The sequence below is a fragment of the Micromonospora sp. NBRC 110037 genome (assembly GCF_001652995.1).
Taxonomy (GTDB): domain Bacteria; phylum Actinomycetota; class Actinomycetes; order Mycobacteriales; family Micromonosporaceae; genus Micromonospora; species Micromonospora chalcea.
On the sequence record NZ_BBVA01000003.1, the window covers coordinates 200,551 to 214,190 of the forward strand.

The following is a 13,640-nucleotide window of genomic DNA, read 5'->3' on the forward strand; positions in this document are numbered from 1 at the left end:
CGTTCAGGCGAGCAGCGCCTCCAGCCGCCGGTTCACCGCCGCCAGCGTGGCCCGCACGACCGCCTGCCGGGGATCCCCGGCGACCAGGGCCGACCCGGCCAGTTGCTCCACCCAGCCGTCGCAGACCAGCAGCACGACAACGGTCGCCACCTCGCAGTTGCCGAACGGCACCACGGCGGCGTGCTCCACGAAGCACCGGCCGTGCTCACCGGCCGGGACGCCCCGGCCGAGCAACTCGTCCACCGCCGCGGCCGCCGCCACCGCGCACAGCCGCAGCACGTACCCGTCGACGGCCGGCCCGGTCGCGTGGCCCTCGGCCGTCCGGTCGCCCGCGATCAGGCGGACCTCAGTGGTGGCGTCCAGGCCGAACGTGCTCACCAGGACGTGCTCGATGACCACCCGGGGCCCGGGCGCGCCGCCGGTGTCGAGCGGTCGCGACGGCGCGGTCTCCGTCGTGGTCATCTGCCCACCGGAGTACGAGGTGCCGAGCGTCACCGGGCTGCCGGTGGACATGCCGGTCGGCGCGGCGGCCAGCGACGTCTCGTCGACAGCGGCCCGGCCCCGGTGGGTGGCCTGCCGGCGGCGGCGCGGCGGCTCGTCGCCCTCGGCCGGGGCGTCGGCCGGACGCGCCGCGCGGTCCGTGCCGCCGAACCGCCCTTCGCCGGAGCGGTTCGCGGCCGGGCGCACCACACCGGTACGCGTCGGCGTCTCGTCCCCGGCCGGTCCGGGCTCGTCACCGTTGCGGGGCGCGGGCACCGCCGTCCGCGTCTCGTCCGGCAGGGCGCGGGCGTGGATCGGCCCGGGTGAACGGCCCTCGCCCGCCCGTGCCTCACCGGCCCGGTCCAGCCGGGCCGATCGGCGGCGCAGTGGGGCCGGCGGCGGCACGACCGGCGCGCCGGGCAGGTTCTGCGGCGCCGCCGCCAGGCCCATCCGTTCCTGGAGCAGCCGGGCCACCAGGCGGCTGACCTCTGCCGGGTCCGCGCCGTCGGCCAGGTCGAGCCGGAGGCTGTGTGCGCCGGCCGGGGTACGGCGCAGCGCCGCGTCCCGTACGCCGGCCACCTCGCGGACCGCGTCCAGGATCGCGTTGACGTCGAAGCCCTCCGGGCGCTCACGCAGCGGCGCGGGTTCGTCGTCCCGGCGCAGGTGGGTGGCGATGCGGGCGAGTTCGGGGGTCTCGGCGGACGGTTCCACTGCGGGCGGCTCCGGCACGACTGGCACGTCCGGCTCGGCGGGGACGCGCTGCGGCAGCACCACTGGGGCCGGTTCCTCCGGTCGGGGCTCGGTGGCCGCGTCGGCGGCCGGCACGGGTTCCGGCGCGGACCGGCGGGCGGCGTAGGGGGGCGCGCTCGCCGGTTGGGGCGCGGAGGTGCGGTCGGTGTGCGCCGCACCACTCGTGGCGGGGACGCCGGAGATCGGCCGCGCCGGCACACCGGAGATCGGCCCGGCCGGGACGCCGGACGTCGGCCGGGCCGGCACGCCCGAGATCGGCTGTGCCGGGAGGCCGGAGGCCGGCTGCGCCGGGACTCCGGAGATCGGCCGGGCAGGGGCGGCCGGCGGCTGCCGGGGATCGTCGGCGGTCTCACCGGTGGCCCGGGTCGCGGGGTTGGCGACGGGCGCGGCGGCAGGCGGCGGCCCGGCGGGCGCGGAGGGGTAGCCGGGGAACGTCGGCGTGTACCCGCCGGCCGGGGCGGGTGGGGCGCTCGCCGGCTCGGGACCGGTGGCCGGGTTCACCGGCGGGACCGGCACCGGCGGCCCGGCCCACGAGGGTCGCTCGTACCCGTGCGGCGGCTCGCCGTCGCCCCGGGCCAGCCGGAACGGCCGGGTCGCCTCACGCGCCGGCTCCGGACCGGCGCCCGGCTCGGACTCGTACTGGCGCGGCGGTTCCGGCTCGTACGGCCGGGTCGGTTCCGGTCCGGCGGCCGGCTCGGCGCGCAGCGGCTCGTACGGCCGTACCGGCTCGGGCCGGGGCGGCTCGTAGCCGGACGGCGGCTCGACGCGGGCCGGCATGTACGGCCGCACCGGCTCGGGCGCCCACTCGGCCGCGCGCTCGTCGCGGGCCGGCCGGTCGTCCCAGCCCGCCCGGTCGTCCCAGCCCGCGCGATCGTCATGGCCGGCACGGTCGTCGTGGGCCGCGCGGTCGTCGTGGCTGACACGGTCGTCGTGGCTGGCACGGTCGTCATGGGCCGCGCGGTCGTCGCGGGCGGCGCGGCGGCCGGCGGTGTCGTCCTCCCGCTCGCGCCGGTCGGCGGGCTCCGCGGCGCGGCGCGCCGCCGGCTCGTCGGTGCGGGCCCACGGCGGGGCCCAGCCGTCGCCCCAGCTCGGGCGGTTCCAGGACGGTCCGGACCAGTCGGGTTCACCGGCGCCCGGGTCGTCCGCGGCGGGCTCCCGGGAGTCGGCGGCGGCCCGGGGCCCGGCGGCGCCCGCCGGTCCGTCCGGCGGGCGGACGTCGCCCACGGGCTGCGCGGAACGGCCGGCCGGGTCGGCGGACGGCTCGCCGGGCGCCCGGTCGGCCCAGCCACGGGAGAGCGACGGGGTGGACTCGGTGTTCGGCGCGTGGAAGCCCGGTGGCACCTCGAAGCCGGATGCGGCGGCGCCGACCGGCGGCACCTGCAGGGCCGGGGGCGCGGAGGCGGGGCCGCTCTCGGCCCAGCGGGGCGCGGCGGCCGGGTCGTCGGCGGCGTGCCGGGAGCCGGCGGCGTCGGCCGGGTTCACCTGCTGCTCGGCCGGGGGCGCCGGTCGCGGGGCCGGTACGGCCAGCCGCTCGCCGTCGCTCTGCCGGGGCGGTTCGTCCGCCGGCGGGGCACTGACCGGCGCCTGGCGGGTCACGCGCGACTCCTCCCCGGCGTGGTGCACGCCGTTGACGTGGCGGCCGTTCACCGGTCCCGGCTCCGGTCGGCCGGGTAGCGGAGCCGGCAGGTCACCGTGCCGGGGCGAGGAGGCGGCCCAGCCGCCGAGATCGCCGTAGGGCCAGCCGCCGGGCGCCGGAGCACCACGGGACCAGCCGTTCGGCGGGGGCGCCCAACCGCCGCCGGTACGGGCGGGTTCGTCCTGCCGGCCCGTCCCGTCGCCGTGCTCTCCCGGGGTGGCGGCTCCGGGTTGCCCTGTTTCACTCACCGCGCGCTCCTTGGTCGCCCCCGCTGAGGCTACCGTGTGGTGACAGTGGCGATAAGTTACAGCGGCGGGCCAATTCCGCGACGGGTTCACGAACCCGCACCGGTTCGGGTGATACGTGCCGGCTCGTACGCAGATACTCGGAGGTTCCCATGACCGCAGTGGGGAACGGTGCACAGACCGCCGGTCGGCCCACCCGCCTGCCCCGCTCGGCACGCCGTAAGCAGCTGCTCGCCGCTGCTCAGGAGGTGTTCGTCGCGCAGGGCTACCACGCCGCCGCGATGGACGACATCGCCGAGCGGGCCGGGGTCTCCAAGCCGGTGCTCTACCAACACTTCCCCGGGAAGATGGAGCTCTACCTGGCGCTGCTGGACACGCACTGTGACGCGATAGTGGCAAACGTGCAGGGCGCCATGAGCAGCACCAGCGACAACAAGGAACGGGTCAGCGCCGCGGTCCGCGCGTACTTCGACTTCGTCGACCACGAGAGCGAGGCGTTCCGGCTGGTCTTCGAGTCCGACCTGCGCAACGACCCGGCGGTGCGGCAGCGGGTGGAGCGGGTCGAGCAGGGCTGCATCGCGGCCATCACCGACACGATCATCTCGGACACCGGCGTCAGCCGGTCGCATGCCGAGCTGCTCGCATCGGGCCTGGTCGGCGCCGCCGAGACGGCCGCCCAGTTCTGGCTCGCCGGCGGCCGTCAGGTGCCCAAGGCGGAGGCCGAGGCGCTGGTCGCGGCCCTGTCCTGGCGGGGCATCGCCAGCTTCCCGCTGCAAGGTGAGTCAGCCTGAACATCGGGCCGCCGGATCGGATAGCCTTCCCACGGTGGCTTTTTCGCCCCAGTTGAGGAGGCACAGTGGAGGTCAAGATCGGCGTGCAGTACGCGCCGCGGGAGCTGGTCCTGGAAAGCGCGCAGTCGCCGGCCGAGATCGAGCAGATCGTGACCGACGCCTTCGCCAGGAGCGAGGGCACGCTCTCCCTGACCGACGAGAAGGGCCGGCGCGTGATCGTGCCGGTCGGCAAGGTCGCCTACGTCGAGATCGCCGAGGCGTCGCCTCGCGCGGTCGGGTTCACCGTTCGCTGATTCCCGCGGCGCCGGCCGCCGTGGCGGGCCTCCCGCCACGGCGGCTCAGTTGTTCAGCCCGACCGCCGTCATCCGCGCGGTGTGCGCCTCGGTCAGCCGGCGCAGCAGCCCCGGCACGTCCCCGCCGGTCCGGCCGATCAACGCGCTGAGCGCGCCCCGGTCGGCGGCGGCGACCCGGCCGGCCTGGGACAGCGCCTCCCCGAGCAGCCGCCGGGCCCACATGGAGAGCCGGCCCGCGGCCCGGGGATCGGCCTCGATCGCGGCCCGGATCTCGGCCGCGGCGAACTCGGCGTACCGGGAGTCGTGCAGCACGTCGAGCAGCAGCGTCCGCTCCGGCCCGTCCAGGCCGTCGGCGATCCCGCGCAGGAAGTCGTCGGTGATCGCGTCGCCCACGTACGCCTTCGTCACCGCCTCCGCCCAGTCCCGCGGCTCGGTCGAGTCGTGGTACGCCCGCAGCGCCTCGACGTAGGGGACCATCGCCTCCTCCGGGGTGACGCCCCACGCGGCGAGGCGGTCGGTCAGCCAGCGATAGTGGGCGATCTCCGCGGCGGCCATCTCGCTGAGCGCGGCGCGGCGGCCCAGGTCGGGCGCGAGGCGGGCGTCGGCGGCGAGGCGGTCGAAGGCGAGCAGTTCGCCGTACGCGACGAGCCCGAACAGGTCGATCGCGGCGGGATCGGGGGCGGTGGGACCGGCGGCGGCAGAGCCGGTCGCGGCGGGGTCGGGGGCGGCCACGAGCGCAGGCTACCGGCGCCAACGCTGTGACTCAAGTCACATCGAGCCGCCCCGCGCGCACGGCCACCACCTGGGAATCGGGACGACTCAGGGGCCGTTCAGGTAGGATGAGACAGTTGCCGTGGGCACCGATTCGGTCAGCTTCGCTGATCAAGACCGGTCCCCGACGCGCGTGCGGCCCGGTCCGGCTCGGCGATTCGCCCCCGACCGCGTGGCCCGCGCCACACACCGAACGCGCCCTGAGGACATGAGGGGCGCACCACGAGAGGGCACCCCCACATCCACATGAGCGACCAGATTTCCGGCCAGCCACTGGCCCCCACCGCTCCGGTCCCGCCGGAGGCACCCACGTTCGCCGCGCTCGGCGCGCGGCAGGAAACCGTCGAGGCGCTGGCCGCCGCCGGCATCACCCGCGCCTTCGCCATCCAGGAGTACGCGCTGCCGATCGCGCTGCGCGGCGTCGACCTGATCGGGCAGGCCCCGACCGGCACCGGCAAGACGCTCGGCTTCGGCATCCCGCTGCTGGAGCGCGTGTTCGCCCCGTCCGAGGGCAGCGACGGCGTCCCGCAGGCGCTCGTCGTCGTACCTACCCGTGAGCTGGGCATCCAGGTCGCCAAGGACCTCGACGCCGCCGGTCGCACCCGGGGCGTCCGGGTGCTGCCGATCTACGGCGGCGTGGCGTACGAGCCGCAGATCGAGGCGCTGCGCAGGGGCGTCGAGATCCTGGTCGGCACCCCCGGCCGCCTGCTGGACCTGCAGAAGCAGAAGCACCTGCGGCTCGACCGGGTCCGCGCGCTCGTCCTCGACGAGGCCGACCGCATGCTCGACCTGGGCTTCCTGGACGACGTCGAGAAGATCCTGGCGATGCTGCCGGAGGACCGGCAGACCATGCTGTTCTCGGCCACCATGCCGGACCCGATCGTCGCGCTGTCGCGGCGGTTCCTGCGCCGGCCGGTGACGATCCACGCCGGGCACACCGCCGAGACCGGCCCGTCCCCGCAGACCACGCAGCTCGCGTACCGCACGCACTCGCTGAACAAGGTCGAGATCGTGGCGCGCATCCTCCAGGCGGAGGGCCGTGGCCTGACCATGATCTTCACCCGTACGAAGCGGGCCGCCGACCGGGTCGCCGAGGATCTCGACTTCCGTGGTTTCGCCGTGGCCGCCGTGCACGGCGATCTCGGCCAGGGCGCGCGGGAGCGGGCGCTGCGGGCGTTCCGCGCCGGCAAGATCGACACGCTGGTCGCGACCGACGTGGCGGCCCGGGGCATCGACGTCACCGGCGTCACGCACGTGATCAACTACGACTGCCCCGAGGACCAGGACACCTACACCCACCGCATCGGCCGTACCGGCCGGGCCGGGGCCACGGGTGTCGCGGTGACGTTCGTCGACTGGGACGACATGCCCCGCTGGCGGATCATCGACAAGACGCTCGGGCTGGACATGCCCGAGCCGCCGGAGACGTACCACACCTCCGCGCACCTCTACACCGACCTGGCCATCCCCACCGACGTCAGCGGCACGCTGCCGACCGCCGAGCGCACCCGCGCCGGCCTGTCCGCCGAGGTCGAGGAGGACCTGGGTGGCGGCGGCCGGGCACGCCGGGGCGCGCGTCGGGGTGACAGCCGGGGCCGCGAGCGCGGCGACCGTGACCGTGGTGACCGCGGTCGGGGCCGTGCGAGCGACGGCGGGGACGCGCCCGCCGGGCAGGCCGAGGCCGGGGACGGCGAGGCGACCCGTACGCCGCGTCGGCGGCGTCGTCGCCGGGCCGGCGAGACGGTGGCCGGCGAGCCGACCGCGGTGATCAGCACCGAGGGCTCGACCGAGACCGCCGCCGCACCGCAGGCCGCGGAGGGTGAGACGGCGAGCAAGCCGCGTCGCCGTCGTCGCCGCCGCAGCGGCAGCACCGGCGCGCCCGCCGAAGCCAGCAACGCCGACTGACGAACACCAACGGAAACGGCCTCCCGGACCCCGGTCCCGGAGGCCGTCCCCGTCCCACGACCGCCGGACCCACGCGGTGATCATGAAGTTGACGGCGCGACACGCCGTGCTCACGTACGGCCAACCTCATGATCAACCAGGCCGGCGGGGTGGGTGGGTGGAGAACTGGAGAGGTAGGTAGGGATGCCGGAAGCGCTGGAATCGGCGCTCGCCGAGGTACGGGCGCTGCTGCTCGCGCCGGGGCTGACCCGGGCGGTGGCCGCCGGGCGGCGTCGTGGGCAGCGTCCCTCGGTGGTACGCGCGGAACTGCGCCCGGTCGCGCTCAAGAGCGGCCCCCGGTTGCAGATCGCCACTTCCGACGGGTCACGGCCGCACACCCGCAACGTGGCGCCGGGCGCCGAGGCCGACGCCGCGGTGGACGAACTGCTCGCCGAGCCGTTCGGCAACTGGCACGTCGAGACCGCCGACGCCACGATCCAGCTCCGGGTGACGAAGTCCGGTGAGGCGCAGGTGCACCGCGCGGCGGCCAGCCGTACCGCCGGCGAGCCGGAGCGGCACGACCGGGCCAAGGAGTGGCTGCTCGACCCGGGTGATCCCCTCTTCAAGGAGATCGGCGGCTCGGCGGCCAAACGCCGGCAGGTCGACGCGTTCCTGCGCGCGCTGGCCGCGACGCTGCCCGACGACCTCACCGGCGCGCTGCGGGTGGTGGACCTGGGCTGCGGCAACGCGTACCTGACCTTCGCCGCCTACCGCTACCTGCTGCGGCGCGGCCTGGACGTGACACTCGTCGGCGTGGACGTACGCGAGGACCAGCGCCGCCGCAACACCGAGCTGGCCGAGCGGCTGGGCTGGGCCGACCGGGTCAGCTTCGTGGCCGGCACCATCGCCGAGGCGCCCGTCGAACCGGCGCCGGACCTGGTGCTCGCGCTGCACGCCTGCGACACCGCCACCGACGAGGCGCTGGCCCGGGCGGTGCGCTGGGACGCCCGCTGGGTGCTCGCCGCGCCCTGCTGCCACCACGACCTGGCCGCCCAGCTCCGGGCCCGCCCGGCGCCGGGACCGTACGAGCTGCTGACCCGGCAGGGCATCCTCCGGGAGCGGTTCGCCGACGTGCTGACCGACGCGCTGCGGGCCGGTCTGCTGCGCCTGCACGGGTACCGCGCCGAGGTGGTGGAGTTCATCGACTCCCAGCACACGCCGCGCAACCTGCTCATCCGGGCACGCCGGACGGCCGGAGCGCCGACCGACGGGCAGCGCGCCGAGTATCGCGACCTGGTCGGCCAGTGGGGCGTGACGCCCCGGCTGGAGACGCTGCTGGCGGAGCGGGCCTGAGGGGCGCGCTACCGCCCCCGGTCGCCCCGGTTGCGATCGCCCCGGTCCAGCACAGACACGCGCTCACCACGGTTGGCGGGCCGCTCGCCGTCCTCGGCCGCGGTCGGGAACGGCACCACCTTCCCGCCGAGCTGCTCGGCGTTGCCGGCGGCGGCGAAGGCGTTCCACGAGATGTCCACGAGCATCCGCTTCAGCTCGGCATGCCGGAGGGCGGCGTTGCGCTGCAACGCCACCCGCGCTCCCAACACGACCGAGGCCAGCGTGGTGCAGATCGCGCCGGTCGCGGCGATCAGGTGTACGCCGGTCGCCTCGCCACCGCGTACCGCCAGCACCAGCAGCCAGATCCAGAAGCCGAGAGCGAACAACGCGGCCTTGGCCACGAAGAAGAGGCTCACCGCGCCGGGGCGATGCGGTACGGGACGGTCCGGCTCGGCCATGCTTCTCCTCCATCGATTCTCAGGGTTCACTCAGCCTATTACCCGAAGCGCATTACCCGAAGCAAGCTTCCGCATTCACCGAGTCCCGCCGACGAGATCTCCGGACCGATCAGTCAGTTACTTCTGCGCCCCGGCGTACTAGGCTCGATCGGCAGAGCCGGGCCACCGGCGGGAGGGGCAGATCCGACAGGGATGGGTTCGGCAGACGTTTCGCCGCAGATGGCCTTCGCGCGCTTCGTACGCCGGGCCATCGACGACGCGCGCGAGGAACGCGGCTGGACGGTCACCGATCTGGCCACCCACACCGGAGTCGGCCGCTCGACGGTGTTCCGCTGGCTGGCCGGCGACTGGCAGGACTACCCCGAACTCGCCAAGGTGCGCGGCTTCTGCGCCGCTCTCGACCTGCCCGTGGCGGCCGCGTTCCGCGCGCTGGGCCTGCCCGACGCCGGTCCGGTGCCGCGCCGCCGAGGTGCCGAGGAGGGTCCGGTGGAGGCCGACGTGCGGGTGATCCTGGACCGGCTGGCCGACCCGAGCGTGCCCGCCGAGGAGAAGCACCACATCCGCGATCTGCTCCGCTACCTGGCCCGCCGCCCGGTCCGCCGCGCCGGCTGACCGAGGGCTCAGGCCACTGTCAGCGTGAACTCGGCGGTCCGCACCACGCCGCCGACCTGGAAGTCCAGGAACATCCGGTAGTTGCCCGGCCCCGGCGCGGTCAGCCAGAACGTCACCTCGTCGCCGTCGCGCACCGGCTCCGGGTGTACGTGCAGGTAACCGAGGTCGCCCTCGCGCAGCGCGACCAGGTGCCCGAACGCGCCGAGGTACGGCTGAAGCGGCGCTGCCGCGCCGTCCGCGCCGGTGATCCGGAACCGCAGCGGCACCGAGCGTCCCACCTCCGGGGTGCCCGTGTACGCGGCGGTGAACGCGTCGACGGTGGCCGACGTCGCGGCGGCGGGCAACGGCCGGGGCCGGTACGCGCCGGGCGCGGCCAGGTCGGCGCCGAGCACCACGGCGACCTGTCCACCGTCGTCGGCGACGGCGGTGAAGTCCGCGTACATCCGCCAGGAGCCCGCCTCGATCGGCCCGAGCGGCACCGACCAGGTGCCGTCGGCGGCCATCGTGGGGTGCAGGTGCAGGTAACCGCTCAGGTCACGGCGCACCACGATCACATGCATCGGCTTGTCGTGCACCACGGCGAACCGGGTGACCGCGCGGCGCTTGTCGTCGCGGATCTGGAAGCGCAGCTCACCGGCGCGGCCGGCGGTCAGCTCGGCGTTCGACGGGACCAGCGTGTAACCGGCCGAGGTGATCGACAGCCCGGCCGCGCCGTCGCCGCCGCCCTGGGTGACGGTGGCGCCGTCGTGGGAGTGAGCGCCGGTGCCGGGCGCGTGGGCGTGCATGCCGCCGTCGCCCGTGGTGGCCCCGCTCGCCGTGGCTGCGGGCCGCGCCGGGTCGGCGGGCGCGTTCATCCGGCCGAGCCCGAAGCCGAGCAGCACGGCGAGCACGAGCCCGCCCACCACCAGGGCCAACCGCAGCGTCTCCCGATCCACCGCGACCGGGCCGCCCGCGGCCACCCCGGCGCGGGGCGGTGTCGCGCCGGCCACGGCGTCGTCGGGGACGACGCCGGTGCCGGACGTGCCGGACGACGACTCAGGCACCGCCGCCGACCAGCTCGTAACCCGCCTCGTCCACGGCGGCACGGACCGACTCGACCGCCAGCGGGGCGTCACTGGTGACGGTGGCGGTGCCACCGGCCAGATCGATCCGGACCTCCTCGACGCCGGGCAGCGCGGACAGCTCCTCGGTCACCGCCCGGACGCAGTGTTCGCAGGTCATCCCGGTCACGGCATACGTCTGGACGACGGGTAGCTGCTCGGTCATGACCCCACGGTACCGCCGGTCACCTGCGGCTCCGCCGACGGTCCGCCGACGGTGGCGACGCTCGCATTCCGGCCGCGCCGGGAACTTTTCGACGGCCGGGACCTGTCACGCGGACGCGACGGATCAGGCGGCCACCGCGAGCGCCAGCGGCAGCACGTCCGGCGCGCCGGCCCGGCGCAGCAGCCGCGCCACCATGGCCATGGTCCAGCCCGAGTCGACCAGGTCGTCCACCAGCAGCACCGGCCCGTCCAGCCCCGGCAGCGCGTCGGCCAGCTCGTCCGGCAGGCGGAAGGCGTCGTGCAGCGCGCGTACCCGCTGGGCGCTGTTGCCGCGCGGCCCGCCGCCGCCGGACGGACCGGCCGGGACGACGTGGCCGAGCAGCGGCAGCCGGCCCACGGCGGCGATCCGCTCGGCCAGCGAGCCCACCAGCAGCGGTCGCGTCCGCGAGCCGACCGCGACCACGCCCACCGGCCGCCGGGGCCACGGGTCGTCGCCGTGCGCCCACGCCTTCAGCACCTCGACCACGGCCGCCACCACGTCGTCGGGCACCGGGCCGTCGGGCGCCTCCGGCCCGACCAGCCCGCGCAGCCGCCCGCCCCACCCCAGGTCGGAGAGGCGTCCCACGGCCCGGCCGGGCAGCGCCTGCTCCGCCGGGGGGATGCGGCCCTTCAGGGGTACGCCGACCGCCTCCAACCCGGTGGGCCAGAGCTTCTTCGGCGGGATCGGCACGCCGGGGCGCCCGAGGAACGTCTGCGCGGCGGTCAGCGCCTCGTCGGAGACGGCTGCCTCGAACAGCGGGCCGGCGCAGTTGTCGCACCGCCCGCAGTCGGCCGCCCCGGTGTCGTCCAGCCCTTCCCGCAGGTAGCGCATGCGGCAGCCGGACGTCGAGGCGTACTCCCGCATGGCCCGCTGCTCGGCGGCGCGCGCGTCGGCGACGCGCCGCAACCGGGCCTCGTCGTAGACCCACGGATCGCCGGTGGCGAGCCAGCCGCCGCGCACCCGGCGGACCGCGCCGTCCACGTCGAGCACCTTGAGCATCAGCTCCAGCCGGGCCCGGCGCAGGTCGACCACCGGTTCGAGGGCCTGGGTGGAGATCGGCCGCTCGGTGTCCAGCGCGGCCAGCACGGCGCGGACCTGCTCCTCGGGCGGGAAGGCGAGCGAGGCGAAGTACCGCCAGATGGCCGCGTCCTCCACGCCGGGCAGGAGCAGCACCTCGGCGTGCTCGACGGCCCGGCCCGCGCGGCCGACCTGCTGGTAGTAGGCGATCGGCGACGGCGGCGCGCCCAGGTGCACCACGAAGCCGAGGTCGGGCTTGTCGAAGCCCATGCCGAGCGCGCTGGTGGCGACCAGCGCCTTGATCTTGTTGTCCAACAGGTCCTGTTCGGCGGCCCGCCGGTCGGCGTCCTCGGCCTGCCCGGTGTAGGAGGCGACCGACCAGCCCCGGCCGCGCAGGAAGTCGGCCGTCTCGGTGGCCGCCGCGACGGTGAGCGTGTAAATGATCCCCGAGCCGGGGAGCCGGTCCAGGTGGTCGGCCAGCCAGGCCAGGCGGTGCGCCGGGGTCGGCAGATCGAGTACGCCCAGGCGCAGCGACTCCCGGTCGAGCGTGCCCCGCAGCACCAGCGCGTCACCGAGTTGCTCGGCCACGTCCTGCGTGACCCGGGCGTTGGCGGTGGCGGTGGTGGCGAGCACCGGCGTGCGCTCGGGCAGGTTGGCCAGGAACGTGCGCAGCCGCCGGTAGTCGGGGCGGAAGTCGTGCCCCCAGTCGGAGACGCAGTGCGCCTCGTCCACCACCAGCAGCCCGGTGGTGGCGGCGAGCTTCGGCAGTACGCCGTCGCGGAAATCCGGGTTGTTCAGCCGCTCCGGGCTGATCAGCAGCACGTCGACCGCCCCGGCGTGGATCTCGGCGGTGATCTCGTCCCACTCGTCCAGGTTCGCCGAGTTGATGGTGCGGGCCCGGATGCCGGCGCGGGCGGCCGACTCGACCTGGTTACGCATCAGCGCCAGCAGCGGCGAGACGATCACCGTCGGCCCGTGCCGGTTGCCCTCGCGCAGCAGCGCGGTCGCCACGAAGTAGACGGCCGACTTGCCCCAGCCGGTGCGCTGCACGCAGAGCACCCGCCGCCGGTCGATCACGAGCGCCTCGATGGCCCGCCACTGGTCCTCGCGCAGCCGGGCGTGGTCACCCGCCAGCCGCCGCAGCACCGCCTCGGCGCGTTCCCGTACGGCCGTCCGATCCTGGCTCATCCGGCATTTCTACCAGGAGCGGCGGGGGCCGCCGTCCCTTCCGCGTGTCAGCGGCCGAGTACGGAACCGCCGTTGACGCCGAGCACCTGCCCGGTGACGTACCCGGCGGACGGGCCGACCAGGTAGCTGACCGCCGCCGCGATGTCGTCCGGCACACCGGCCCGGCCGACGAGCGTGGCGGCGACGCGCTTGGCGTGCCCCTCGGGCGTCATCCGGTCGCCGAAGAACTCGGTCTCGGCCACGTAGCCGGGGCTCACCACGTTCACGGTGATCTGGTCCGGGCCGAGCTGGGCGGCCAGGTCGTACGCCCAGCCGTGCAGCGCGGCCTTCGCGGCCGAGTACGGCCCGCCGCCGCCGCGCTGCGCGGCGATCGAGCTGAGCAGGACAACCCGGCCGCCGGGGCGGCGCAGGGCGGGCAGCAGCGCCTCGGTGAGCAGTACGGCGGTGAGCACGTTGGCGTCCAGGTTGGCCCGCCACCAGTCCGCCACCCCGTCGAGCGAGTCGGTGGACCCGCCCAGGAATCCACCGGCGTTGTTGACGACGGCGTCCACGGCGCGCTCACCCACGGCGTCCACGACCGCGCCGACCTGCCCCGGATCGGTCAGGTCGGCGACGACGGCCGTGACCGCCCCGTCCCGCCCACTCTCGGCACCGATCCGGCGTGCGGCGGCGTCGAGCACGTCCCCCCGCCGCCCCACCACGAGAACGTCGAACCCGTCCCCGACGAGCCCCCGCGCCACGGCAGCCCCGATCCCGGTCCCACCCCCACTGACCACGGCAAGCCGCCGCTCCCCCATGACCGCTCCCCTTCCCGCTGTCCCCGCTCTCCCCGTTGATCAAGGAGTTTGCGTCATCCTAACCGCGAAATCAGGACACAA

12 protein-coding genes are annotated in these 13,640 nt (G+C 75.6%); 5 read left to right on the forward strand and 7 right to left on the reverse strand.

The window, feature by feature from the left end; translation table 11 throughout:
- Positions 1-3 precede the first annotated feature (3 nt).
- Complete coding sequence (locus A4R25_RS32150; RefSeq protein WP_064446641.1) at positions 4-3,114, reverse strand: hypothetical protein; 3,111 nt, start codon at positions 3,112-3,114, stop codon at positions 4-6.
- 149 nt (positions 3,115-3,263) lie between these two features.
- Between A4R25_RS32150 and A4R25_RS10935 the strand changes: the two genes are divergently transcribed.
- Both A4R25_RS10935 and A4R25_RS10940 read left to right on the forward strand, forming a co-directional pair.
- Complete coding sequence (locus tag A4R25_RS10935) at positions 3,264-3,902, forward strand: TetR/AcrR family transcriptional regulator (protein ID WP_030502929.1); 639 nt, start codon at positions 3,264-3,266, stop codon at positions 3,900-3,902.
- Between the two features lie 65 nt (positions 3,903-3,967).
- On the forward strand, positions 3,968-4,195 hold the full coding sequence (locus A4R25_RS10940) for a DUF3107 domain-containing protein (protein WP_030502928.1): 228 nt from the start codon (positions 3,968-3,970) through the stop codon (positions 4,193-4,195).
- A gap of 45 nt (positions 4,196-4,240) precedes the next feature.
- Here A4R25_RS10940 and A4R25_RS10945 read toward each other — a convergent pair whose 3' ends face one another.
- A complete protein-coding gene (locus tag A4R25_RS10945) occupies positions 4,241-4,927 on the reverse strand; it encodes a ferritin-like fold-containing protein (protein ID WP_043328173.1) in 687 nt (228 codons plus the stop codon).
- Positions 4,928-5,212: 285 nt separating this feature from the next.
- Here A4R25_RS10945 and A4R25_RS10950 point away from each other — a divergent pair, with 285 nt between their 5' ends.
- Both A4R25_RS10950 and A4R25_RS10955 read left to right on the forward strand, forming a co-directional pair.
- On the forward strand, positions 5,213-6,871 hold the full coding sequence (locus A4R25_RS10950) for a DEAD/DEAH box helicase (protein WP_064446642.1): 1,659 nt from the start codon (positions 5,213-5,215) through the stop codon (positions 6,869-6,871).
- 183 nt (positions 6,872-7,054) lie between these two features.
- Positions 7,055-8,203: an SAM-dependent methyltransferase gene (locus tag A4R25_RS10955; RefSeq protein WP_064446643.1), complete on the forward strand. Its 1,149-nt coding sequence runs from the start codon at positions 7,055-7,057 to the stop codon at positions 8,201-8,203.
- Positions 8,204-8,211: 8 nt separating this feature from the next.
- Here A4R25_RS10955 and A4R25_RS10960 read toward each other — a convergent pair whose 3' ends face one another.
- A complete protein-coding gene (locus tag A4R25_RS10960) occupies positions 8,212-8,640 on the reverse strand; it encodes a hypothetical protein (protein WP_043328168.1) in 429 nt (142 codons plus the stop codon).
- A 192-nt stretch (positions 8,641-8,832) separates the two neighbouring features.
- On the opposite strand from A4R25_RS10960, the gene A4R25_RS10965 reads away from it, so the two are divergent.
- Entirely contained in the window at positions 8,833-9,252 is a 420-nt protein-coding gene (locus A4R25_RS10965) for a helix-turn-helix domain-containing protein (protein ID WP_043328166.1), read from the forward strand.
- Positions 9,253-9,260: 8 nt separating this feature from the next.
- Here the strand turns inward: A4R25_RS10965 and A4R25_RS10970 are convergent, their stop codons facing one another.
- The 4 genes from A4R25_RS10970 to A4R25_RS10985 all read right to left on the reverse strand — a co-directional run bounded on the left by A4R25_RS10970 (position 9,261) and on the right by A4R25_RS10985 (position 13,559).
- Positions 9,261-10,295 carry a hypothetical protein gene (locus A4R25_RS10970; protein ID WP_064446644.1) on the reverse strand — a complete coding sequence of 345 codons (1,035 nt, stop codon included), beginning with the start codon at positions 10,293-10,295 and terminating at the stop codon, positions 9,261-9,263.
- Positions 10,288-10,518: a heavy-metal-associated domain-containing protein gene (locus A4R25_RS10975; RefSeq protein ID WP_043328162.1), complete on the reverse strand. Its 231-nt coding sequence runs from the start codon at positions 10,516-10,518 to the stop codon at positions 10,288-10,290. The genes A4R25_RS10970 and A4R25_RS10975 overlap by 8 nt, the downstream gene beginning before the upstream one ends.
- Positions 10,519-10,641: 123 nt before the next feature.
- Positions 10,642-12,762: a RecQ family ATP-dependent DNA helicase gene (locus A4R25_RS10980; protein WP_064446645.1), complete on the reverse strand. Its 2,121-nt coding sequence runs from the start codon at positions 12,760-12,762 to the stop codon at positions 10,642-10,644.
- A 47-nt stretch (positions 12,763-12,809) separates the two neighbouring features.
- Positions 12,810-13,559 (reverse strand): SDR family NAD(P)-dependent oxidoreductase, encoded by a 750-nt coding sequence (locus A4R25_RS10985; protein WP_064446646.1) that lies wholly within the window; start codon positions 13,557-13,559, stop codon positions 12,810-12,812.
- Positions 13,560-13,640 lie beyond the last annotated feature (81 nt).